This is a genomic window from Clostridium tetanomorphum (genome assembly GCF_017873215.1).
Classification (GTDB): domain Bacteria; phylum Bacillota; class Clostridia; order Clostridiales; family Clostridiaceae; genus Clostridium_AO; species Clostridium_AO tetanomorphum.
Genome location: NZ_JAGGKA010000001.1, coordinates 18,330 through 41,127 on the forward strand (window position 1 = coordinate 18,330; position 22,798 = coordinate 41,127).

A 22,798-nucleotide genomic window follows, 5' to 3' on the forward strand; every position below is an offset into this window, starting at 1 on the left:
TATAAATATAAAATTAGAAGAAAATTAATAATGTGATAACATATAAGAAAAGAGGGAAAAAAATGAGTAAGGTTTGTCCTGTTTGCAATGAATTAACAATGATAACATTTAACTGTAGTAAATGTGGAAATATTATGGTAGATAAAGGTAGGGTGCAAGAATATATGGATCCTTATGGACCACAGATGCCTATAGATGATAGAGAGAATTATTGTCTACATTTATTTCAATGTTTAAAATGCAAGAATATGGAGAGGAAAAGAATAGAAAAAGTAAAAATATAAAATTAGAAATGAATTTTTGAAGGAAAAAATTCATTTTTAACATTGAGAGTATTGTAATTATGTTTATTAATATTATATAATAGGAGATAATTTATTACTTTATTATGTCACCATAATTAAAAGGGGGAGAAGAATTTTGGAAAAAACTATTTTACAGTATCAACGAGCTTTTAACGGTCTTATAGACAAGTTGAAAAATAATGACGTAGTACTTGCAGCTATGGTGTTTGGAAGTGTAGTTACTGGAGACTTATGGGATAAGTCAGATATTGATCTTTTTGTAATAGCAAATGAAAAGATAGATAACATAAGAAATATATATACAGAGGAAAATGAAGTTCCTGTGCATATAAAGCTCATGAGCAAAGCTAAATTCATGCAACTCTATGAAGAAGATTTAAGGGGAGGATTTATTCATAGAATATTTGCATCATCTAGACTGGTTTTTTCTAAAGACAGTGATATAACTAACAGATATGATAATGGTAGATATTATCCTGATTTAGATAGAGAGAGATGGAATATGGTATATTTGGGTAATTTATTAAAAAGTATTGGGGTTTGTAGAAAATACTTATGTAATAATGGAATATATACTGCATATACATCAGCAGTTAAAACTTCAGAAGAATTTGCTAAGTTATATGTAAATTCAGCAGGATATATGATAAGTAAAGATGCTATGCCTATGGCTATGAATTTAAATGATAAATTTAAGCAATATGTTGATGAATTATTCTTTAATAAAGTTGAAGATGTAACAGTAGCTATAGAAAATTTAATTTCTTTTATAGAAAAAAATATAGATAAAGATTTAAAAAATGTTACTGCTATTTTATTAGACTATATGAGAAGAGAAGATGCACTTTTAAGTGGAGAGGATATAAAAAGGTCTAATCTTTTTCATAACTTCGATATAGATATAGAGGAGATACTAGAGAAGCTTTGTGAAAGAGATATAGTAAAGAAAGAAACGAGAGACTATAAGACAAATGATGGTAAGGTATTATTTAAAGAAAATGTTTATTTCCTTTAAAAATTTTAATTTTTCTTAAAAAAGACGGACTTAATATTTAAAATTAAGTTCGTTTTTTACAATATAATGGGAAAAGTTTTTCTAAGCTTCGGTCTATGTCATTCATTTATTTTAATTAGAGCTCTAACTGAAGTTAAGAATGACTTGAGAAGTGGGGGAGGAGCGTATGGAGAAATATATAATAGTCTTAGACAATATAGAGATTCCTAAATATGCAAGGATAGCACAGCATATAAAAAAATTGATAGATGATAATCTAATAGAAGATGGAGAAAAATTACCATCTATTAGGAAATTATCCAGCTTACTAAAAGTAAATAATGTAACTATAGTGAATGCTTATAATAAATTGCAAAATGAAGGATATGCGTTCCAAAAAGTGGGTAGTGGTACTTATGCTAAAAGAAAAAATACAGCTATAAGTTTTAAGAAAAAGTATGGAAGATTTATAAGAAAGACAGGAAGCGAAAAGAATAAAGTATATATAGATTTTTCAGGAGAAGAAGCCTGCGCAGAGCTTTTTCCTATAAGTACATTTAAAAATGTTGTAAATGAAGTTTTAGATAGAGATGGAGCGGAAGCATTAGTTTATCAAGAGGCATTAGGATATGAAGGACTTAGAAAGAGTATAGATGAATCCTTTTGGAATAATAAAATGGGAAAGGATAATATACTTGTAGTTTCAGGAGCTCAACAGGGTATAGATATAGTTTCAAAGGCTTTAATAAATGTTAATGATAATGTAGTAGTAGAAAAGCCAACTTATGGAGGGGCATTAACAGTATTTAAATGGAGAAGAGCCAATATTTTTGAAATAGAAGTAGGAAAAGGTGGTATGGATTTAGACCAATTAGATAAAATTGCAAAGAAAAACAAAATTAGATGTGTATATATTATGAGTTATTTTCAAAATCCAACAGGAGTAAGCTATAGCATGGAAAATAAAAGAAGACTTTTGAATTTAGCTCAAATATATGATTTTTATATAATAGAAGATGATTATCTTTCAGAATTAATATATAATGGTAATGAGTATAAAAGCTTTAAAAGCATTGATACCAATGATAGGGTAATTTATATTAAAAGTTTTTCTAAAATATTTTTACCAGGAATTAGACTGGGATATATGATAAGTCCTCAAAAATTTAAAGAAAGTATACAAAATTCAAAGGTAAATACGGATATTGCTACTTCAAGTTTAATGCAAAGGGCATTGGATTTATATATAAGAGAAGGAATGTGGAAAAAACATATAAATATTTTAAATGAAGTCTATAAAAAGAGATATATGTTTATGAAGGAAAAACTAAAGGAATTAGAAAAATATATTAGTTTCTACTCTCCAGGAGGAGGACTACATTTTTATATAGATTTAAAAGAAGGGAAAATGAATTGTTTAGATTTATTTTTCAAATGTAAAAAAGAAGGGGTTTTAATAACTCCAGGAGTAATATTCTATAAGGATCCAGAGGAAGGGTTAAATCATTTTAGATTAGGATTTTCTCAAACAAAGGAAAAGGATATTGAGAAGGGTATTGATATAATTAAAAACATTTTGGAAAATAATTAGAAATGGAGAATAAAAAAATGGACAAAGGCTTGTTAAAAGTTCAATGGGAAGAAATAAATAAGTATTCAGATGAAGACATTACCTATTTTTTATTCTTAGAAGGTAAGTCCTTGGAGGTTATTTCCACAATCAGAAATATTAACAAAGAAGTTGTTCAAAAACATATAATAGATGGAAAAATTAAATATGGACTTCTAGCTAAAAGCAAAAATGAAAAAGAGTTATTAAAAAATATATCTAAAGCAGGAAAAATGGATAAATTAGATATAATAAATTCATTACAAGAAGATATGAGAGCTAAATTAATAGCTTATATAAGAAAAAATTATGTAGAGATGTACTCAAAGGAAAAAGAAACTGCTATATGGATTATAGGAGAATTAAAGGAAAAGTCCTGCATAGATATATTGATAAAAGCTTCAGTACACAAATTTGTTAATGTAAGAAGAATGGCTATTTCAGCTATGGGTAAAATTGAAGATATTACCTTGGAAATACCGTTAATAAGGGCATTAGATGATGAAAATGATCAAGTAGTGTTGTATGCGATTAAAGCTTTAAGTAAAATAAAAAGCATAAAGGCCAAGGAAAAAATAATGCTTGTATATAATAATGCCAAAAAAGATTATTTAAAAATTGCAGCGGAGAAGTACATGGGGGTGATAAAGTGAGTTATTTAACTATTAAGGATGAAGTTAGTACTGAATTTCAAGAAAAGAAGTCTTTATTTATAGGCCATGCTAAGAGAGTATATAATGAAGAGGAAGCAAAGGAATTTATAAATAAAATAAAAAGTGTTCATAGTGAAGCTACTCATAATGTATATGCATATATAATTGGAGAAAATATGGGGATACAAAGGTATACAGACGATGGAGAACCACAAGGCACAGCAGGAGTTCCAGTTTTGGATGTAATAAAAAAAAATGAAGTAACTAATGTAGCAATAGTAGTTACCAGATATTTTGGAGGAATTTTATTAGGAAAAGGTGGACTTGTAAGAGCATATAGCAAAGGAGCTGCTCAGGCAATAAAAGAAGCTGGAGTTGTAGAAAGAGTAAAAGGAGCAGCTTTCCATATATTTATAGAATATGACTTATTAGGAAAAGTTCAATATTTATGTGGACAGAATCAATGGCATATTGAAGATACAATATATACAGATAAAGTTGAAATAATAATTTTATGTACAGATGAAATGATAAAAGCTATAGAGAAAGAAATTGTACAAGTAACTGGGGGAAAGAGTAATTTTAAAAAAGATAATGAAGGATATTATTTTAAAATAGAAAATAGATTATTTAAAGAATAAATATAAGTGAGCAGTAAAGTGAATTTGAGTTTATATTGTTTTTTATGTTATAATAGTTGAGGTTATTTTTAAGATTAATATAAAAGTTTTGTACATAAGGAGGAGATTATAAATGTCAGGACACTCTAAGTGGCATAATATACAGGCAAAAAAAGGAAAAATGGATGCGAAAAGAGGTAAAATCTTTACTAAAATAGGTAAAGAATTAGCGATTGCGTCCAAAAATGGCGGCTCTAACCCTGACACTAATAGCAAATTAAGAGATGTTATTGCAAAAGCTAAAGCAAATAACATGCCTCAAGATACTGTAATGAGAGCAATTAAAAAAGGTGCTGGAGAAATGGAAGGAGTAAACTATGAAGAAATAGTTTACGAAGGATATGGTCCATCAGGAATAGCTATTATAGTAGAAGTTTTAACAGACAATAAAAATAGAAGCGCAGGGAATGTAAGACATGCATTTACTAAACATGGCGGAAATATGGGTTCAACTGGTTGTGTATCTTTCATGTTCCAGAAGAAGGGACAATTAGTTATAGAAAAATCTGATTCTTTAGATGAAGATGAATTAATGATGATGGCTTTAGAAGCTGGAGCAGAAGACTTTGCCTCAGAAGAAGAAGTATATGTTGTAACAACAACACCAGAAGATTTTGGAGCTGTAAGAGAAGCTTTAGAAGGAAATGGACTTGAGTTCTTAGAAGCAGAAGTTAAAGGTATACCAGATACATATACAGAAATAGATGAAGATACAGCAACTAAATTCCAAAAAATGTTAGATGCTCTTGAAGATGACGATGACGTTCAAAACGTATATCACAATGCTGAATTCCCTGAAGGATGGGAAGAATAAGTATAAAATTAAATTTTCCCATAATGATATGTATAAAGTCACTCTAAAGGTTGTGTAAGAACAACTAGAAGAGTGATTTTTTATGTTATTAAATTATAGACTAAAGAAATTTTTGTTTAAAATAGGAATTAGATATATATTTATTATCTTATTTGTATGTTTATATAAATATAATAAATCAAAATTAACAAAGGTTTCAACATGAAAATATCATTGAAATGAGTGTTAAAATAAGTTCCTTAATAAATTTATAAGTCAATAAAATATAAGTTTTAAAGATGAAATCATTAGATAAAAAATGCAAATATGTATTGATGTATAATAATTTACATATTAAAATTAAAACATGCTATATATGGTACGGAATATAATGGATTATTAACTGTTTATGATGAACAAGCTATAAACAATGATATTATATCTGCTTGTGGAAGTTAAAATAGTTCAGCAAATAATAATAGTGTTTATAATGAGATTAAAAAGTTATCAGAATTAAAAGAACAAGAGATATTAGAAGTGCAAAGTTATAAGAGTTACCTCGAAATAATCAATAAATGGAGGAGTTATAATGAAAAAATTTATAAGTATTTTGTTGATAACAGGATTTATGATATCGGGATGTGGAAATAAGACAACTAATGCAAATATCAATACTAGTAAAGATACTGCTACTATTGTAAAAAAAGATTTAAAAGAAGCACAAGATTCAGCTAATAGATATTGCAAATTGATAAAAGAGAAACAAACAAATATCGTTTCTATTAAGTATTTAAAAACAGAGAGTGAAACAGATAATACATTTAAATTTTTATATGAAGTAACATTTTCAAACCTTAGTTATACAAGAACAGGCCTTGTAACAGTTATTAAAACAAATAACGGAAGCTTTGAAACAAATGGATTGAAATTTGTTAATTAAGTACCTTGAGAGTTTATTTTATTAAACGACATATAATTACAATAGACTTAAATAATGCTTGCAATAATATTATTTAGATATATGGATTTATACATAACAAATAGATACTATTTCTATGTTATATACCTAGGAGATATTTAGATAATAAGAATATAAATGATGTAATAAATATTATATGTTAGTGATTATTGAGAATAAAAAAGACTAGGGAATCTGAACGGTCTCCTGTTAAGTAGACAGGTAAAAAAACAAAAATTAAGATACTAAGGTCTGATTTCGATATTCTATCGGAGTCAGACCTTTTAACTTTTCTTGTAACCTTTTGTATTGTAAAACTCTATGTACTTACTGCAAGCGTTTATTTTCTGATTCAAGCAATTTTACTTTTGCAGCAAGTTTTTCGGTTTCTGTTAGTTCTTCCGAATAACTTGTTTTTCTTCCCTTGGTCATATGATTATCCCCCTATGAATTGTGAGATTTACTTGTTTTATGACCATTATACTTCTTTATCCACATCCTGAGAATACAATTGTTAGAAATATATGTGGAGATGAGAATGGTGAAGATTATGAAATAATTATAGAGATACGAACCATACTTCAATCTGAATATGGATTTTTACCAATAACTATGGAATTTAAAAGAATAAATAATAATTAGGATAAATTATGATATAAAGTATACATAATAGATGTATAGAAATATATTCCAAGATATTTTTGCAATGTTTAAATAATTTTGTAATATATTTAGTTTTAATTGTAAATTTGTTATAATAAATCATATATTACATAAATTTAGTGGAGGGGTAAAATGCGTTGTTTTAGATGTGGACAAGAAAATCTTGATGATAGTATATATTGTAATAAGTGTGGCGAGAAAATAGATAAAAGTATAGTGTTAGTTAATAATGAAAATAGGATAAGGGAATACAATACAAAAAAACTAAGAATTAGAAAATTTATTCTTGGATTTATTAGTCTAATTATTTTATTTGCAATTGGAGCTGGGGGAGGTTACTTATATTTTAAAAAAATAGAAAATCAAAAATATCAAGCTTACTATCAAAATTATACGGTTAATTTTATGAAAGCTACAAAAGGTATTTTATTAGAGAAAAAGATTACAAGTTTAATGTGTTCTGTTGTTTCTGAAACATGGAGCTCATCTATAGAGTCTAGGTATAAAGATTTTAATGATGAGCTAATTGAATTAAATAAAAGATGGAGTAGAAATGGATTTTTAAAATCAAGAGAAGATGCTAAAAACAAAATAGAATTGGAAATGTCTCAGCTAAAAAATCCGCCCAATGATTATAAAGAAGCCTATAATACTTTAGTGGAACTGTATGGCTATTATAGTCAAATTTATAATCAATCAGTTTCTCCAAAAGGGTCATTAATAACTTATAACCAAGATGTAAATAATAAAACTGGTGAATTTGATAAAATATATGATAAGTTAGCTATAATTAAACCTGATATTAAATTAATAGATATGGATGAACCTGATGATAGTAAGGATAATCTTAATCAACTAAACACTAATATAGTTAAAAATAAATTTCAATCAATAGATAATAACAAGAACATAACATCAAATGAGGCTGTTGATATAGTGAAAAGATTTTTTCCACAATTAAATTCTGATGCAATTATTGAATACGATCATACTGAAAATATTAATGGAAAAGATTATTATGTAGTACACATATATTCAATTGTTAACAATCATACAGCTACAGTTGGATGGTATTGTGTTGATACTAACACAGGAAAGGCTTATGAATGGAATCTGGCTAATGGAACACTTGCTATTTTAAGTTAATTAAATATACAATATTAGTAATGCTATTATACATACATAGATTTTTAATAAATGGGAAAACTTCTTTATAAATGTATATTTTAAGTAGAGAAAAATTTATAAAGGAGCTTCATAAGAGCTAAGGCGATAAGCTTAAGCTCTTTTTATATGTAGGCCAACACTGGTGTGTACTTATTAATTAGAGTTTCATATTGAAGCCTTTTGTTATCTATGATTTAGAATAATATAGTTATAGTAATTCAATTAATAGCATAGCAAGCGTTGTAGTATAAACCGTTAGATGATCATTAATTTAAAGAGGAGTATGTCAAAATAATTTTTCAGATTTCTGTATAAAAACATATATAAGTGACAATAATCAAGGTAGGAGGGATACTATGGAAATAAAAAATAAAAACAAAAAAAGACTTTATGTTATTTTGGCTATTACTATTTCTGCAATTATATTTAGCTTAAGTTATTATATAGGCATAGAGAAAATGAAAGGCAATAATAAGAACGATAAAAGTGATAAGATACAGGTTAATAATTTAACAGAAGAATCAGGAACTATGACTATGCAAAGTGGCGGAGATGAAAAGATACATCCGGATACATCTATAGTTTTTAGAATAAGATACAAAAAAAGTGGAGATGTATTGATAGAAAAAGTGGAAAAGGGAAGCAATTTTAGTGAAAAAACTAAAAATGCTTTAGCAGAAAAACTAAAAAAAGAAAACTATGAGTTAGTGGAAGGGTCTTCATCAAAGGTTATTTTCTTAAAAGAAATAGATAAATATTCTCCAAATAAATATGTTCTAGGAATAAAAGGAGATTATCTTGCAATATTTAAGACTAACAGCAATGGGGATATGTACATTGAAAATGAAGAGAAAGATATAACAGATAAAAAGATTGATAATTTAAAAGAACAGGATATAAATCTTTTAACTAACGGTAGTAAATATTTTCAGTGTAATACTAAAGAAGAAGCATTAGCACGTCTTGAGGATTATGAATAATAGTCCTCAAGACTTTTTTATGGTAAAATATAACCTTGGAACCTTTTTTCTTGAATAAAATTTCTTAAAATGTTAAAGTAATAAGTGATAATTTTAATAAGGGGCTGAAATTATGTATGAGTACATAAAGGGCATTTTTAAAGGTATGAATAGAGACTATATAATTATAGAAAACAATAATATAGGTTACAAAATATATACTTCAGGAAATACATTAGCTAGTATGCCTAAAATAGATGAAGAAGTAAAATTACATTTACAACAAATTGTAAGGGAAGATTTTCTTGGGTTATATGGGTTTTATACTAAAGAAGAAAGAGATATGTTCAATATTTTAATTACAATAAATGGAGTGGGAGCTAAGGCTTCTTTAGCATTACTTTCAATAACTAGTATTACAAATTTAAAATATGCTATACTTACTTCTGATGAAAAGACTTTAACTAAAGCTCCTGGAATTGGCAAAAAGACTGCTCAAAGGATTATTCTTGAACTTAAAGATAAATTTAAAAATGATAGTATAATAAGTAATATTAATATAGAAGAAAATAAAGGATTTGATTTATCACTAGAAGCATTGGATGCATTGATTGCTTTGGGATACTCAGAGAAAGAAGCAAACAAAGCATTAAAATCTATAGATAAAAATAATCCATTAGAGACAATTATAAAGGATTGCCTAAAGTTTTTAATGAATTGAAAGGAGTAATACAATATGGAGGAAAGATTTGTTACCCCTTTAAGCGTAGAAGAAGATACTCATATAGAATACAGTTTAAGGCCTCAGAGGCTTAAGGAGTACATAGGACAGAAGAAGGTAAAAGAAAAATTAGATATTTTCATTAAAGCAGCTAAAAAGAGAGAAGAAGCTCTAGATCATGTTTTACTTTATGGACCTCCAGGTCTTGGAAAAACAACTTTAGCAAACATAATTGCAAGGGAAATGGGAGGAAATTTAAAAATTACTTCTGGTCCTGCTATTGAAAGAGCAGGAGATTTAGCGGCAATTTTAACTAACTTAAATAATTATGATGTGCTATTTATAGATGAAATACACAGATTAAATAGAAATGTAGAAGAAATTCTTTATCCTGCTATGGAAGATTATGCTTTGGATATAGTAATAGGTAAAGGAGCTGCAGCAAAATCTATTAGATTGGACTTACCTAAATTTACTCTTATAGGGGCTACCACAAGAGTAGGATTGTTAACTTCTCCATTAAGAGACAGATTTGGAGTACTATGTCCTATGGAATTTTATGAAGAGGATGAATTAAAGGAAATAATAGTAAGGTCAGCAGGCATATTGAATATAGGAATAGAAGATAATGCAGCCTATGAGTTAGCTATGAGATCTAGAGGAACTCCTAGAATAGCAAATAGGATTTTAAAAAGGGTTAGAGATTACTCAGAGGTTAAAGGAAATGGAATTATAGATTTAGAAACTTCAAAGGATGCCATGAAACTTTTAGAAATAGATAAAGAAGGTTTTGATAGCATAGATAATAAAATTCTAACTGCTATTATAGATAATTTTGAAGGAGGACCTGTAGGAATAGAAACTCTTTCATATTTTATAGGAGAAGAATTGGATACAATTCAAGATGTATATGAACCTTACTTACTACAAAAGGGATTTATAATAAGAACTCCTAGGGGAAGAATGGCAACAGATAAAGCATATAAACATTTTAATAGAATTAAAAATAACAAAGCTCAAATGGAGCAGTGTTCAATAGAAATTGATAACTGATAATTTATTAATTCAGTTATTTTTTTAGTAAAAGAGGAGTGGAAAAATGAGAGTAAAAGATTTTGATTACTATTTACCAGAAGAATTAATAGCACAACATCCCTTAGAAAGAAGAGATGAAGCAAGACTAATGGTTCTTGATAAGGAAAGTGGAGAAATTCAACATAAGATATTTAAAGATATAGTAGATTATTTAAATCCTGGAGATTGTCTTGTACTTAATGATACTAGGGTAATACCGGCAAGGCTTATAGGAGAAAAAGAAGATACTCATGGCAAAATGGAATTTCTACTTTTAAAGAGAATTGATAAAGATATTTGGCAGACTTTGGTTAAACCAGGGAAAAGAGCAAAGGTAGGAACAAGATTTTCTTTTGGTGATGGAGAATTAAAAGCAGAAGTAATAGATATTGGAGAAGAAGGAAGTAGAATTGTTAGATTTGAATATGAAGGAATATTTGAAGAAGTTTTAGATAGGTTAGGGCAGATGCCACTTCCTCCATATATAAAGGAAAAATTAGATGATAAAGAACAGTATCAAACTGTATATTCTAAAGAACAGGGGTCAGCAGCAGCACCTACAGCGGGACTTCATTTTACAGAGAAGCTTTTAGAAAAAATAAAGCAAAGAGGAGTAAATTTAGCTTTTTTAACTTTGCATGTAGGACTTGGCACTTTCAGACCAGTAAAAGCAGAAGAAATAGAAGAACACCATATGCATTCAGAGTATTATAGGATGAGCAAAGATACAGCAGATTTAATAAATAAGACAAAAGAAGCGGGTAAAAGAGTTATATCTGTGGGAACAACATCTTGTAGAACGCTTGAAACTATTGGAGATGAAACAGGTAGAGTAAGAGAGCAATCAGGATGGACTGATATATTTATTTATCCTGGATATAAATTTAATATTGTAGATGCATTAATTACAAATTTTCATCTTCCACAATCAACTTTGGTTATGCTTGTAAGTGCATTAAGCGGTAGAGAAAATATAATGAATGCATATAATACAGCCGTAAAAGAAAAATATAGATTTTTTAGCTTTGGAGATGCTATGTTTATAAAGTAAGGGAGTGTACATATGTATAAATTAATTAAAAGATGCGGGAGAACTAGAAGGGGAGAGTTTATTACTCCACATGGAACTATTCAAACTCCTGTATTTATGAATGTTGGAACATTAGGTGCTATTAAGGGAGCAGTATCCTCTATGGATTTAAAAGAAATAGGATGCCAGGTGGAACTTTCCAATACTTATCATCTTCATTTAAGACCAGGAGATAAGATAATAAAGCAAATGGGTGGACTTCATAAATTTATGAATTGGGATAGACCTATATTAACTGATTCAGGTGGATTTCAAGTATTTTCACTTTCAAGTATAAGAAGGATAAAAGAAGAGGGAGTATATTTTAATTCTCATATAGATGGAAAGAAAATATTTATGGGACCTGAGGAAAGTATGCAAATACAAAGTAATATAGCATCAACTATTGCTATGGCTTTTGATGAATGTATTCCTAATCCATCTACTAGAGAGTATGTAGAGGACTCTGTAGCTAGAACTACTAGATGGCTTGAGAGATGTAAAATAGAAATGGATAGATTGAATTCTCTGCCAGACACTATAAATAAGAAGCAAATGCTATTTGGTATTAATCAAGGTGGAACCTATGAAGATATAAGAATAGAACATGCTAAAACTATAACGAAAATGGATTTGGACGGATATGCCATAGGAGGCCTTGCAGTAGGGGAAACTCATGACGAAATGTATAGAATAATAGATGCTGTAGTACCACATTTGCCACAGGATAAACCTATATATTTAATGGGAGTAGGTCTTCCAAGTAATATTTTAGAGGCTGTGGATAGAGGGGTAGATTTTTTTGATTGTGTATTACCTGCAAGAAATGGAAGACATGGTCATGTATTTACTAAAGAAGGAAAAATAAATCTAATGAATGCTAAATTTGAATTAGATGGAAGACCTATAGATGAAGGATGTCAGTGTCCAGCATGCAGACACTATACAAGAGCTTACATTAGACATTTATTTAAAGCAAAAGAAATGCTAGCTATGAGACTTTGTGTTTTACATAATCTATATTTTTATAATAATTTGATGCAGGAGATTAGAGATGCAATAGATGGAGATTATTTTTCAGAATTTAAGGAAAGAAAATTAAAAGAGTGGGGCGGAAGAGCATAGCATAGATAATTAATGATATTTTTCAAATAATTGTAAAAATATTTCTTTACAGTTTTGAAAAGTACCTATAAACTATATTATGAGGGGAGGTGATTATATGACTATACTTGGAGGATTTTTAAATATGGCTGCTGCTGGACAGCAAGGAAGCGCTTTAGGATTATTTTTACCTTTTATTTTAATGTTGCTATTCTTTTACATAATAGTATATATACCAGAAAATAAAAGAAAGAAAAAATATAAAAGTATGCTAGAATCCCTAAAAATAAATGATGAAATTATAACTAAGGGAGGAATACTAGGAAAGGTTATAAATGTACAGGACACATTTATAATTTTAGAAACAGGTCCTAGTAGAGCAAGAATAAAGTTGGATAAAAACGGAATACTTTCTATCTTAAGTTCTTCTGAAACAGATGAAAAAGAAGATAAAAAGGATTTGAAAAAAGAAGTTAAGCATAAGGAAGAAAAAGAAGATAAAGAAATTAAAGAAAGCACAGAAGAAAATAAAGATGTGCAATATAAAGAAAATTAAATTCTTTAATCATAAAACACCTCTTTTCTACATAAATAGTAATAGATAGGAGGTGTTTTTAATATGGAAAAAACTAATTTTTTACCCATTGGAGATGGAGTGCTAAGAAGTACTATTGTTACTGTTATATTTATGATGGTGTATGCTATCATTATGAGTTTTGTAGACATAAGTGAGAAAACTAATTCTATTTTTTATTTAGTTACTACTATGTTAAGTATAATGTATGGAACTATATATGCTGTTCGTAAGATTAATAGACGAGGGTGGCTCATAGGGATAATTGTAGCTATATTGTATATGTTAATAATTTACATTGTATCTATGATAGCAGGCAATACAGGGGGAATAGGATATAAAGGAATAATAAGGTTTATACTAGCATTGGCGGTGGGTGCATTATCTGGTATGCTAGGTATAAATATTTGATATTTACTTTATTTTATTTATTTTTTATGTTATAATCATACAGAAATAGCCTATATGAATGGAGGATTTTTAAAATGAAACATATAAAAACAATTAACAAATCAAATATAAAGGATAGTTTAAAGAAACCAGGCTGTAAAGAATGTGCAAACTCATGTCAATCAGCATGTAAAACTTCTTGTACAGTTGCAAATTTAGCTTGCGAGAATTAATATAAAAGCAGTAACTTTAGGTTACTGCTTTAAATTTAGTTAAGATTCATTTAGTTGGGAGGAAAAGAAGTTGGCGGATATTCATAAGTTTATCCAAGATGGAGAGTACTACATTATAGATGTAAATTCAGGAGCAGTACATATAGTGGACGAGCTGGTATACAATATAGTTCAGGAAGATGGGTTAACAAATAAAGAAGAATTAATAGAAAAATATGAAGGTAAGTATGAAAAGTGTGATATCATTGAAGCTTATGATGAATTAGAAGAACTTATAAAAGAAGGAGTATTATATTCTAAAGATTTATATGAAGATATAGGACTAAAATCAGGAGATGGTGCCTCATTTATTAAAGCTTTGTGTTTAAATATAGCTCATGATTGTAACCTTAGATGTAAATATTGTTTTGCAGATGAAGGTGAATATAAAGGTAAAAGAGAAATAATGACAACAGAAGTTGGAAAGAAAGCTATTGATTTTGTAATAGATAAGTCAGGTCCAAGAAAACATATAGAAGTAGATTTATTTGGTGGAGAGCCACTAATGGCATTTGATGTTGTTAAAGAAATAGTAGAATATGCAAAAGAACAAGAAAAAGTACATAATAAAACTATAAGATTTACAATGACTACTAATGCTACTTTACTTAATGATGAGATAATGGATTATTTAGACAAAAATATGGGGAATATAGTATTAAGTATAGATGGAAGAAAAGAAGTAAATGACAGTGTAAGAATAAGAATTGATGGTAGTGGAAGTTATGAATCTATAATCCCTAAGATAAAGAAAATGGTTGAAGTAAGAGACAAAGGTAAACAATATTATGCTAGAGGAACTTTTACAAGAGCAAATACAGACTTTTATGAAGATGTAATGCATTTAGCCAATGAAGGCTTTGATGAAATATCTATAGAACCTGTTGTATTACCTGATGGTCATCCTTTATCTTTAAGGGAAGAGGATTTACCTAAAATATTTGAACAGTATGATAAGTTGTATAAAGAGATGGTTAAAAGGCATAAAGAGGGAAATGAATTTAAATTCTATCATTTTAATATAGATCTTCAAGGAGGTCCATGTGTATATAAGAGAATATCTGGATGTGGAGCAGGATATGAGTATGTAGCCATAACTCCTTCAGGAGATATATATCCTTGTCATCAATTTGTAGGAAATGAAGAATTTAAAATGGGTACTGTATTTGAAGAAGGATTAAAAGAAAATATACAGAAAGAATTTAAAGAAGGAAATATTTACTTTAAACCTGTTTGTAAAGAATGTTGGGCAAGATTTTATTGTAGTGGTGGATGTCAAGCCAACAATTATAATTTTAATAAAGATATACATATACCTTATGAATTAGGATGTAAAATGCAAAAAAAGAGAATAGAATGTGCTATAGCTTTAAAATCAAAAACTATGGAGTAATAAGGTAAAACTTAGTCAAATGAAGCAATATATACAATTAATACCTTTCTGGACAATAATGGATGGGGACTTATATTGACTATTTTTTACAGAAGATATATAATTTCTTTGTGTTATGATTTAGTTTAAAATATTTCAGAGATTAAACTTACAAAAGAAGGGGGATAAAGATGAGACAAAAGAAATCAGGCAAAGGTAAAAGTACAGCCATATTTATACTTATTGTAGCTGTCATAAGCTTTTTAGCTTATGCTGGAGCTTTTGGAGTATATAATATATTCGGATCGGGATATAAAGTTAAATCTTTTGGAGAAACAATTAAGAAAGGCCTTGATCTTCAAGGTGGTGTATCCTTAGTAGAAGAAATACAAGCGGATAAAGTAGATGATGCTACTATATCAAGAACTATAGAACTATTATCAATGAGAGTTAATAAACTAGGAGTTAGTGAAACAGTTGTACAAAGAGAAGGTGCAAAAAGAATAAGAATAGAAATTCCTGGCATATACAATGCAAAAGAAGTTATAGACACTGTAGGAAAAACAGGAGAATTAAAATTTATGGGACCGGATAATAAAGTTATTCTTACAGGAAAAGATGTAAAAAATGCTACAGCACAAATAAATCCAGAAAATAACCAACCAATTATAAGTTTTGAACTTAATGATGAAGGAACAAAAAAATTTGCAGAAGCAACTAAAAAGTTTATAGGACAGTCAATTGCTATATACATGGATGAGCAATTATTAACTAATCCTAAAGTAAATAGTGTTATACCAACTGGTAAAGGTATGATTGAAGGAAGTAAAACTTTAGAAGAAGCAAAAAGACAGGCAAATATTATAAAATCTGGAGCACTTCCAGTAGTAGTAAAACCTGTAGAAGTTAAAACAGTAGGAGCTACATTAGGAGCAAATGCACTACCTCTTAGCATAAAGGCTGGAAAAATAGGAGTAGGTTTAGTTCTTATATTCATGTTACTTTATTATAGAGTACCAGGTCTTATTGCATGTATTGCACTAGTACTTTACATAGTTTTAGTATTATTAGCTTTTGTTTCAATGAAAGCAATACTAACATTATCAGGAATAGCAGGATTCTTGCTTACTATAGGTATGGCAGTAGACGCTAATGTACTTATATTTGAAAGAATAAAGGAAGAATTGAAGTCAGGAAAATCTACAAGATCAGCAGTAGATTCAGGATTTCATAGAGCGTTAACTTCCATTCTTGACTCTAATATAACTACTATTATTGCAGGTATAGTATTATATAACTTAGGTTCAGGACCAGTCAAAGGTTTTGCTCTAACTCTAATGGTAGGTATAGTATTAAGTATGCTTACAGCTATAACTGTTACTAGATTTTTACTGAAATTAGCTGTAGACATGGGAATATTAAATAATGTAGCAGCCTTTGGAGTTAAGAGGAGGGTAGAATAATATGCGTACGCTAAAAATTATAGAAAGAACTAAAGTATGGTTTGCTATATCTCTTATAGTAATACTTACAGGATTATTTTTTATGTTTAAAACAGGTTTGAATTATGGTATAGATTTTAAAGGTGGTACCTTAGTTCAAATTAATATGAAAAAAAGTTTTGATAAAGCTGAAGTAGAGAAGATAATTGGAAAGTATACTAAAGATTATACTACTAACACAGCAGTAAATACTGCTAATGAAGTTCAATTAGAAATAAGAAGTAATTCTTTAACAGATGATAAAATAGATCCTATGTTTAAAGAAATAAAAGGAAAATATAAATTAGAAGATAAAGACTTAGTATCACAACAGAGAATAGGACCAGCTGTAGGTAAAGAGTTAAGACAGAAAGCTATTTTAGCTTTAGCCATTGCAAATATAGCTATGCTTATTTATGTAGGAATTAGATTTGAATTTAAATTTGGATTAGCAGCTATTTTTGGATTGCTTCACGATATATTGATAACTGTATCTATATATGCTATACTTCAAATTCCTGTTAATTTAAGTTTTATAGCTGCTATACTTACCATTGTAGGATATTCTATTAATGATACCATAGTTATTTTTGACAGAATAAGAGAAAATTCTAAGAAAATGAGAAAAACTAGTGATGCTGAATTAGCTAATATAAGTATAACCCAGACTATGTCAAGATCTATAAATACAGTTATTACAACTTTATTTACAATAGTTGCAGTTTATGTATTTGTTCCATCTATAAGAGATTTTGCAACTCCACTTATAGTAGGAATTGTATCTGGAGCATATTCTTCAATATTTATATCAAGTCCGCTATGGGTTATATTTAAAAAGAAAAAATTTAAAAAGTCTTTAGCTACAAAATAAGTAGATTTATATAAGAATGTAGAAAACTATATAAAACTAGAGCATTTATATGCTCTAGTTTTTTAATTTATGAAGAATTTATTTAAACTATTTGTCAAAATGCATATTTTAAATTATAATATATATGCTTTTTTATTTTTTTGGAGGATTTAGTTATGGAGAAAAAAGGAAGAACTGTACAATTGCATAATCGGCCTGTTTCTCATGATCCATTTTTATTAAAAGGGATGGATGAGGCATTAAGAAGGATAGTAAAGGCTGTAAATGAAAGAGAAAAAATCATTGTGTATGGATGCTATGATTTAGACGGAATAACAGCAGTATCTTTACTTTTTTTGGTTTTAAAATATCTCAATGCTGATGTAGAGTACTTTGTATCCGGTGTAGATAATGGAAAATTTGATATAAATGCAGATATTGTAAGAAATCATGTAAAGTTTCTTGGTACAGATTTAATGATAACTGTAGGATGCGGGTCAAACTCTTATGAGCAAGTAGAATTATGTAAACAATTAGGGATAGATGTAATAATTACGGATCATCATAAATTCGACAATATTCCACCAAAAACTGTAGTTATCAATCCTAATCAAAAAGACTGTACATATCCTTTTAAGGTTTTATCTAGTGTAGGTGTGGCATATAAACTTGTTCAGGCTATATCTTCTTATTATCAGATGAAATGTATAAGTAAATATTTGGATTTAGTTATGTTAGGAACTATTTCCAATAATTTGCCATGCATAGGAGAAAACAAACTTATGATAGATGAAGGCATATATCATATGAATTATACTAATAATTATGGATTAAAAGCTTTAATTAAAGTCAATAATATTAAATATATAAATCTAGAAAGTGCTCATAAGCTAGTAAATAGTATAATGCCTTGTTGGAGTAGTTCTAGAGGATTAGACAATGCGAGAATAACAGTAGAGTTATTTACTACTTCCAATAGTGATAGAGCAGAGCAAATTGCAAAGTACTTGAAAAATGAAATAAAGATAACTAAGATTTATGTAAAATAATATTTGAATAAGTTACCTTTTTTAATATATAATGATATGGTGCTAAAAACAGTGAATAAAGCAAAATCTAAATAATAAGAACTTTTAAGCTACATTTGGACTTAGCTAAAAGAAAATATTTTTTGAAGTTTTAGGGGGGAAAAGCAGTAATGGATTTAAAGGAAAAGATAAGAATAATAGAGGGTTTTCCAAAAGAAGGTATAAGCTTTAAAGATGTAACTACTTTACTTAATGATAAAGAAGCATTTAAATTTACAATAGATATCATAGCTGAACATCTTAAAGATAAGAATGTTGATGTAATTGTGGGACCAGAAGCTAGAGGATTTTTATTTGGAGCACCTTTAGCCTATGCACTAGGAGTTGGATTTGTTCCAGTAAGAAAGAAAGGAAAGTTACCGTGGCATACAATTAGTCAAAGTTACGACTTAGAGTATGGTACTGATGTGTTAGAAATTCATAAAGATGCAATTAAACTAGGTCAGAGAGTTGCAATAGTTGATGATTTGCTTGCTACTGGGGGAACTATAGCCTCTGTTGCCAAGTTAGTTGAAAACGTTGGAGGAGAAGTTGTATCCATGGATTTTGTAATAGAATTGATGGATTTAAAGGGAAGAGAAAAGCTAGAAAAATATGATTTGCTATCCCTTGTACAATATGATATATAACCAAAATATAAATTGCAAGTTTCTACAAAATATTATATAATGTTAGTAAAAAAATAATGGCTGGTTAATTAAACCAGCCATTGATTTTAGGAGAGTATAGTATGCTTGAAAAGTTGATTGATAGAATTGATAAAAATTGCATTAATGTTGACAAAGAACTAGTAAAAAAAGCATATAATCTTGCCTTTCAGGCTCATAATGATCAAAAGAGAGAATCAGGAGAGCCTTATATTATACATCCTATTGAGGTCGCTTGTATTTTAGCTGAAATGGGTATGGATACTAGCACTATAGTAGCAGGATTGTTACATGATGTAGTGGAAGATACACATTACAGCCGTGAGGATATAGAAAGAGAATTTAGTAGCGAAGTTGCAGATTTAGTAGAAGGGGTAACTAAGCTTGGTAAAATACAATATAAAACCAAAGAGGAACAACAGGCAGATAATGTTAGAAAAATGCTTTTAGCTATGGCTAAGGACGTAAGAGTAATACTTATAAAACTTGCAGATAGATTGCATAATATGAGAACTTTGAAGTATATGCCTGTGGAGAAGCAAAAGGAAAAGGCTAAGGAAACCTTTGATATTTATGCTCCTTTAGCTCATAGGTTAGGTATTTCAAAGATAAAGTGGGAATTAGAAGATTTAGCTTTTAGATATATAAACCAAAATGAGTATTATGATTTAGTAAAACAAATTGCTGAAAAAAGGGCAGAAAGAGAAGCCTATATAGATATAATAGTAAAGGAACTGAAAGATAATTTAGGGAAATCGGGAATACAATCTGACATTGATGGAAGACCAAAACATTTCTATAGCATATATAGAAAGATGGTAAATAAAAATAAAACTTTAGAACAGATATTTGATTTAACTGCTATAAGAATACTTGTAGATACAGTTAAAGATTGTTATGCTGCTTTAGGAATAGTCCATACCATGTATAAACCTATTCCAGGAAGGTTTAAGGATTATATTGCTATGCCTAAACCAAATATGTATCAATCCTTGCATTCAACGGTTATAGGTCCACAAGGTAAACCTTTTGAAATTCAAATAAGAACTTTTGAAATGCATAAAACTGCAGAGTATGGTATTGCTGCTCACTGGAAATATAAAGAAGGCAAAAATTTAGAAAATAATATGGACTTAAAACTTACTTGGTTAAGAGAAATTTTAGAATGGCAAAGAGAGACTTCAGATGCTACTGAATTTATGGAAGGTTTTAAAATAGATTTATTTTCTGACGAGGTTTTTGTATTTACTCCAAAGGGAGCAGTAATTAATTTACCTAGTAATTCAACCCCTATAGATTTTGCTTATAGAATACACACGGATATAGGGAATAAATGTGTTGGTGCTAAAGTAAATAATAAAATGGTGCCTTTAGATTACCGCTTGAAAACTGGTGAGATAGTGGAAATTATAACATCTTCTACTTCAAAGGGACCTAGTATAGATTGGATTAATGTGGCAAAGAGTAACCAGGCTAAGAGTAAGATAAGAGCGTGGTTTAAAAAAGCTAAAAGAGAAGAAAATATTACCAAGGGTAAAGAATTACTTGAAAAAGAAGCTAAAAAACAAGGATACAACTTTGGAGAAATTGCCAAAGGAGAAATATTAAATAATCTACTAAAAAAATATAATTTCAATTCTATTGAGGATTTATATGCAGCAGTAGGTGTTGGAGATATAATATCATCTAATATAGTTTCTAAAGTGAGGGAACAGTATGAGAGAGGTAATAAGGCTCCTATATCTAATGAAGACATTATAAATAATATAAACAATAAAAGTTCAAAGCATAATGAAAATAAAAGAAAGAAGAAAAATAATGATCCAGGAGTTATAGTTAAAGGAGTAAGTAATGTTTTAGTAAGATTTTCAAAATGTTGCAATCCAGTTCCTGGTGATGATATCATAGGATATATAACAAAAGGAAGAGGAGTATCCATTCATAGAAGAGATTGCAAAAATGTTTCTTTATTAATGGAAGACATAGATAATAAAATTATAGAAGTAAGCTGGGGAACAGCTAGTTTTGGTGCGTATATAGCAGAAATACAAGTAAAAGCAGAGAATAGAGATGGACTGTTAGGGGAAATTATGGATATAATTACTCAAACTAAAACAAATCTTTATGCTATAAATGCTAAAACTATAAAAGGTAAAACTGCTTTAATAAATATAAAATTAAAAATTCCTAATATAGATCATCTTAAAGACTTAATGAAGAAAATAAGAAAATTAAGTGGTGTTACCGAGGTTTATAGAACAAAGAATTAGGAGTGATGTAATTGAGAGCTGTGGTACAAAGAGTTAAGTCCTCTAAAGTATCAGTAGATGGGAAAGTGATAGGTAGTATAGGAATGGGATTAAACGTACTGTTAGGGATATCTAAAGAGGACAATAAAGAGGACATAATCTATTTAAAAGATAAAATTTTAAATTTGAGAATTTTTGAAGATGAACAAGGAAAGATGAACAGGTCTTTATTAGATGTTGGAGGAGAGTTAATAGTAGTTTCTCAGTTTACACTATATGGAGATTGTAGAAAAGGTAAAAGACCTAGTTTTATAGAAGCGTTAGGTGGAAATGAAGCTAAAATAATGTATGAAGAATTTGTACAACAGTGCAAAGACATATTAGGAAATGTGGAAACTGGAGAATTTGGGGCAGAGATGGAAGTGACAATAATAAATGATGGACCAGTAACCATATTAATAGATAGTAAGAAAACTTTTTAAAATATATTCTAGGAGTTGATTAAATGAAAATAAAAAGGATTCCAGTAGGAGTATATGCTGCAAATTGTTATATAGTTATGGACGAAGATACAAAAGAAGGAATAGTGATAGATCCAGGATCAGAAGCTTTGGTAATAGAAGAACAGATAAAAAAAATGGGGGTCAATGTAAAATATATATTTGTAACCCATGGACATATTGATCATACAGGAGCAGTAGCAGAACTTAAGAAAGCATTAAATGCTCCAGTATGTATAAGTGAACAAGATGATAATTTTATAGTAAACAGAGCATATATGTTTGGAAATCCAGAGAATTGTGGAAAAGCTGATATTATAATAAGAGAAGGAGATATTTTTAACATTGGAAATATGAAATTAAAATGTATAGAAACTCCTGGGCATACCTTGGGAGGTATGTGTTTTATTATAGATAATATAGTTTTTACTGGAGATACACTATTTGAAGGATCTATAGGAAGAACTGATTTTGATGGAGGAGATTTTGAAACTATAATAAATAGTATAAAAACTAAGCTTATAACTCTTTCAGAAGATACTATAGTGCTTCCAGGGCATGGAGATCAAACTACAATAAAAAATGAGAAGGTATATAATCCTTTTCTTTAATTGTAAAGGAAAATA

Annotated in this window: 25 protein-coding genes and 1 pseudogene; 25 read left to right on the forward strand and 1 reads right to left on the reverse strand. The window is 28.8% G+C overall.

Translation table 11 applies throughout. The features are described from left to right. Positions 1-62 precede the first annotated feature (62 nt). The 7 genes from J2Z24_RS00080 to J2Z24_RS00110 all read left to right on the forward strand — a co-directional run bounded on the left by J2Z24_RS00080 (position 63) and on the right by J2Z24_RS00110 (position 5,974). A complete protein-coding gene (locus tag J2Z24_RS00080; RefSeq protein WP_035144181.1) occupies positions 63-284 on the forward strand; it encodes a hypothetical protein in 222 nt (73 codons plus the stop codon). 136 nt (positions 285-420) lie between these two features. Next, the gene (locus tag J2Z24_RS00085; protein ID WP_035144183.1) at positions 421-1,320 is read left to right on the forward strand and encodes a nucleotidyltransferase domain-containing protein; all 900 of its coding nucleotides are present in this window, start codon (positions 421-423) and stop codon (positions 1,318-1,320) included. 166 nt (positions 1,321-1,486) lie between these two features. Next, positions 1,487-2,890, forward strand: a complete 1,404-nt coding sequence (pdxR, locus tag J2Z24_RS00090) for a MocR-like pyridoxine biosynthesis transcription factor PdxR (protein WP_035144185.1) — start codon at positions 1,487-1,489, stop codon at positions 2,888-2,890. Between the two features lie 17 nt (positions 2,891-2,907). After that, positions 2,908-3,561 carry a HEAT repeat domain-containing protein gene (locus J2Z24_RS00095; protein ID WP_035144186.1) on the forward strand — a complete coding sequence of 218 codons (654 nt, stop codon included), beginning with the start codon at positions 2,908-2,910 and terminating at the stop codon, positions 3,559-3,561. Continuing rightward, positions 3,558-4,202, forward strand: coding sequence for a YigZ family protein (locus J2Z24_RS00100; protein WP_035144188.1), 645 nt, complete (start codon positions 3,558-3,560; stop codon positions 4,200-4,202). The genes J2Z24_RS00095 and J2Z24_RS00100 overlap by 4 nt, the downstream gene beginning before the upstream one ends. A gap of 112 nt (positions 4,203-4,314) precedes the next feature. Further along, positions 4,315-5,055, forward strand: a complete 741-nt coding sequence (locus tag J2Z24_RS00105) for a YebC/PmpR family DNA-binding transcriptional regulator (RefSeq protein WP_035144189.1) — start codon at positions 4,315-4,317, stop codon at positions 5,053-5,055. Between the two features lie 568 nt (positions 5,056-5,623). After that, positions 5,624-5,974 (forward strand): hypothetical protein, encoded by a 351-nt coding sequence (locus J2Z24_RS00110; protein ID WP_035144190.1) that lies wholly within the window; start codon positions 5,624-5,626, stop codon positions 5,972-5,974. Between the two features lie 255 nt (positions 5,975-6,229). Here J2Z24_RS00110 and J2Z24_RS21845 read toward each other — a convergent pair. After that, a pseudogene (locus J2Z24_RS21845) lies at positions 6,230-6,333 on the reverse strand (IS3 family transposase); the annotation flags it as partial. A 130-nt stretch (positions 6,334-6,463) separates the two neighbouring features. Here J2Z24_RS21845 and J2Z24_RS00120 point away from each other — a divergent pair. The 18 genes from J2Z24_RS00120 (at position 6,464) to J2Z24_RS00205 (ending at position 22,783) form a co-directional block, all read left to right on the forward strand. Next, positions 6,464-6,634: a hypothetical protein gene (locus J2Z24_RS00120; RefSeq protein WP_156950164.1), complete on the forward strand. Its 171-nt coding sequence runs from the start codon at positions 6,464-6,466 to the stop codon at positions 6,632-6,634. Between the two features lie 153 nt (positions 6,635-6,787). Beyond that, positions 6,788-7,801 carry a zinc ribbon domain-containing protein gene (locus J2Z24_RS00125; protein ID WP_051593070.1) on the forward strand — a complete coding sequence of 338 codons (1,014 nt, stop codon included), beginning with the start codon at positions 6,788-6,790 and terminating at the stop codon, positions 7,799-7,801. A 377-nt stretch (positions 7,802-8,178) separates the two neighbouring features. Then, positions 8,179-8,802: a hypothetical protein gene (locus tag J2Z24_RS00130; protein ID WP_035144191.1), complete on the forward strand. Its 624-nt coding sequence runs from the start codon at positions 8,179-8,181 to the stop codon at positions 8,800-8,802. Between the two features lie 112 nt (positions 8,803-8,914). Further along, positions 8,915-9,502, forward strand: coding sequence for a Holliday junction branch migration protein RuvA (gene ruvA, locus J2Z24_RS00135; RefSeq protein WP_035144192.1), 588 nt, complete (start codon positions 8,915-8,917; stop codon positions 9,500-9,502). A 15-nt stretch (positions 9,503-9,517) separates the two neighbouring features. Next, a complete protein-coding gene (gene ruvB / locus J2Z24_RS00140; protein WP_035144194.1) occupies positions 9,518-10,555 on the forward strand; it encodes a Holliday junction branch migration DNA helicase RuvB in 1,038 nt (345 codons plus the stop codon). A gap of 46 nt (positions 10,556-10,601) precedes the next feature. Beyond that, a complete protein-coding gene (queA, locus tag J2Z24_RS00145) occupies positions 10,602-11,627 on the forward strand; it encodes a tRNA preQ1(34) S-adenosylmethionine ribosyltransferase-isomerase QueA (protein ID WP_035144196.1) in 1,026 nt (341 codons plus the stop codon). A 12-nt stretch (positions 11,628-11,639) separates the two neighbouring features. Further along, positions 11,640-12,770 (forward strand): tRNA guanosine(34) transglycosylase Tgt, encoded by a 1,131-nt coding sequence (gene tgt / locus J2Z24_RS00150; RefSeq protein WP_035144197.1) that lies wholly within the window; start codon positions 11,640-11,642, stop codon positions 12,768-12,770. A gap of 97 nt (positions 12,771-12,867) precedes the next feature. Continuing rightward, positions 12,868-13,305 (forward strand): preprotein translocase subunit YajC, encoded by a 438-nt coding sequence (yajC, locus tag J2Z24_RS00155; RefSeq protein WP_307861355.1) that lies wholly within the window; start codon positions 12,868-12,870, stop codon positions 13,303-13,305. A 63-nt stretch (positions 13,306-13,368) separates the two neighbouring features. Continuing rightward, on the forward strand, positions 13,369-13,734 hold the full coding sequence (locus J2Z24_RS00160) for a TIGR04086 family membrane protein (RefSeq protein ID WP_035144199.1): 366 nt from the start codon (positions 13,369-13,371) through the stop codon (positions 13,732-13,734). A 74-nt stretch (positions 13,735-13,808) separates the two neighbouring features. Continuing rightward, positions 13,809-13,946, forward strand: coding sequence for a six-cysteine ranthipeptide SCIFF (scfA, locus tag J2Z24_RS00165; protein WP_034869559.1), 138 nt, complete (start codon positions 13,809-13,811; stop codon positions 13,944-13,946). Positions 13,947-14,016: 70 nt separating this feature from the next. Beyond that, on the forward strand, positions 14,017-15,378 hold the full coding sequence (gene scfB, locus J2Z24_RS00170; RefSeq protein ID WP_035144200.1) for a thioether cross-link-forming SCIFF peptide maturase: 1,362 nt from the start codon (positions 14,017-14,019) through the stop codon (positions 15,376-15,378). A 170-nt stretch (positions 15,379-15,548) separates the two neighbouring features. Further along, complete coding sequence (secD, locus tag J2Z24_RS00175) at positions 15,549-16,820, forward strand: protein translocase subunit SecD (RefSeq protein ID WP_035144203.1); 1,272 nt, start codon at positions 15,549-15,551, stop codon at positions 16,818-16,820. Position 16,821: 1 nt separating this feature from the next. Next, positions 16,822-17,709 (forward strand): protein translocase subunit SecF, encoded by an 888-nt coding sequence (gene secF / locus J2Z24_RS00180; RefSeq protein WP_035144204.1) that lies wholly within the window; start codon positions 16,822-16,824, stop codon positions 17,707-17,709. A gap of 155 nt (positions 17,710-17,864) precedes the next feature. Further along, positions 17,865-18,737: a DHH family phosphoesterase gene (locus tag J2Z24_RS00185; RefSeq protein ID WP_035144205.1), complete on the forward strand. Its 873-nt coding sequence runs from the start codon at positions 17,865-17,867 to the stop codon at positions 18,735-18,737. A gap of 149 nt (positions 18,738-18,886) precedes the next feature. Then, positions 18,887-19,405, forward strand: coding sequence for an adenine phosphoribosyltransferase (locus tag J2Z24_RS00190; RefSeq protein WP_035144207.1), 519 nt, complete (start codon positions 18,887-18,889; stop codon positions 19,403-19,405). Between the two features lie 101 nt (positions 19,406-19,506). Beyond that, positions 19,507-21,693: a RelA/SpoT family protein gene (locus J2Z24_RS00195; protein WP_035144208.1), complete on the forward strand. Its 2,187-nt coding sequence runs from the start codon at positions 19,507-19,509 to the stop codon at positions 21,691-21,693. Positions 21,694-21,704: 11 nt separating this feature from the next. Beyond that, entirely contained in the window at positions 21,705-22,154 is a 450-nt protein-coding gene (gene dtd / locus J2Z24_RS00200; RefSeq protein WP_035144209.1) for a D-aminoacyl-tRNA deacylase, read from the forward strand. 23 nt (positions 22,155-22,177) lie between these two features. Continuing rightward, the gene (locus J2Z24_RS00205) at positions 22,178-22,783 is read left to right on the forward strand and encodes an MBL fold metallo-hydrolase (RefSeq protein ID WP_035144210.1); all 606 of its coding nucleotides are present in this window, start codon (positions 22,178-22,180) and stop codon (positions 22,781-22,783) included. Positions 22,784-22,798 lie beyond the last annotated feature (15 nt).

Coding starts and splice junctions, on each gene's coding strand:
- J2Z24_RS00190 (WP_035144207.1), top strand. CDS start 18,887: ATGGATTTAAAGGAAAAGATAAGAATAATAGAGGGTTTTCCAAAAGAA.
- J2Z24_RS00160 (WP_035144199.1), top strand. CDS start 13,369: ATGGAAAAAACTAATTTTTTACCCATTGGAGATGGAGTGCTAAGAAGT.
- pdxR (WP_035144185.1), top strand. CDS start 1,487: ATGGAGAAATATATAATAGTCTTAGACAATATAGAGATTCCTAAATAT.
- J2Z24_RS00205 (WP_035144210.1), top strand. CDS start 22,178: ATGAAAATAAAAAGGATTCCAGTAGGAGTATATGCTGCAAATTGTTAT.
- secF (WP_035144204.1), top strand. CDS start 16,822: ATGCGTACGCTAAAAATTATAGAAAGAACTAAAGTATGGTTTGCTATA.
- J2Z24_RS00185 (WP_035144205.1), top strand. CDS start 17,865: ATGGAGAAAAAAGGAAGAACTGTACAATTGCATAATCGGCCTGTTTCT.
- ruvA (WP_035144192.1), top strand. CDS start 8,915: ATGTATGAGTACATAAAGGGCATTTTTAAAGGTATGAATAGAGACTAT.
- scfA (WP_034869559.1), top strand. CDS start 13,809: ATGAAACATATAAAAACAATTAACAAATCAAATATAAAGGATAGTTTA.
- ruvB (WP_035144194.1), top strand. CDS start 9,518: ATGGAGGAAAGATTTGTTACCCCTTTAAGCGTAGAAGAAGATACTCAT.
- queA (WP_035144196.1), top strand. CDS start 10,602: ATGAGAGTAAAAGATTTTGATTACTATTTACCAGAAGAATTAATAGCA.
- J2Z24_RS00110 (WP_035144190.1), top strand. CDS start 5,624: ATGAAAAAATTTATAAGTATTTTGTTGATAACAGGATTTATGATATCG.
- J2Z24_RS00195 (WP_035144208.1), top strand. CDS start 19,507: ATGCTTGAAAAGTTGATTGATAGAATTGATAAAAATTGCATTAATGTT.
- yajC (WP_307861355.1), top strand. CDS start 12,868: ATGACTATACTTGGAGGATTTTTAAATATGGCTGCTGCTGGACAGCAA.
- J2Z24_RS00130 (WP_035144191.1), top strand. CDS start 8,179: ATGGAAATAAAAAATAAAAACAAAAAAAGACTTTATGTTATTTTGGCT.
- J2Z24_RS00105 (WP_035144189.1), top strand. CDS start 4,315: ATGTCAGGACACTCTAAGTGGCATAATATACAGGCAAAAAAAGGAAAA.
- J2Z24_RS00125 (WP_051593070.1), top strand. CDS start 6,788: ATGCGTTGTTTTAGATGTGGACAAGAAAATCTTGATGATAGTATATAT.
- secD (WP_035144203.1), top strand. CDS start 15,549: ATGAGACAAAAGAAATCAGGCAAAGGTAAAAGTACAGCCATATTTATA.
- J2Z24_RS00095 (WP_035144186.1), top strand. CDS start 2,908: ATGGACAAAGGCTTGTTAAAAGTTCAATGGGAAGAAATAAATAAGTAT.
- J2Z24_RS00080 (WP_035144181.1), top strand. CDS start 63: ATGAGTAAGGTTTGTCCTGTTTGCAATGAATTAACAATGATAACATTT.
- tgt (WP_035144197.1), top strand. CDS start 11,640: ATGTATAAATTAATTAAAAGATGCGGGAGAACTAGAAGGGGAGAGTTT.
- J2Z24_RS00120 (WP_156950164.1), top strand. CDS start 6,464: ATGACCATTATACTTCTTTATCCACATCCTGAGAATACAATTGTTAGA.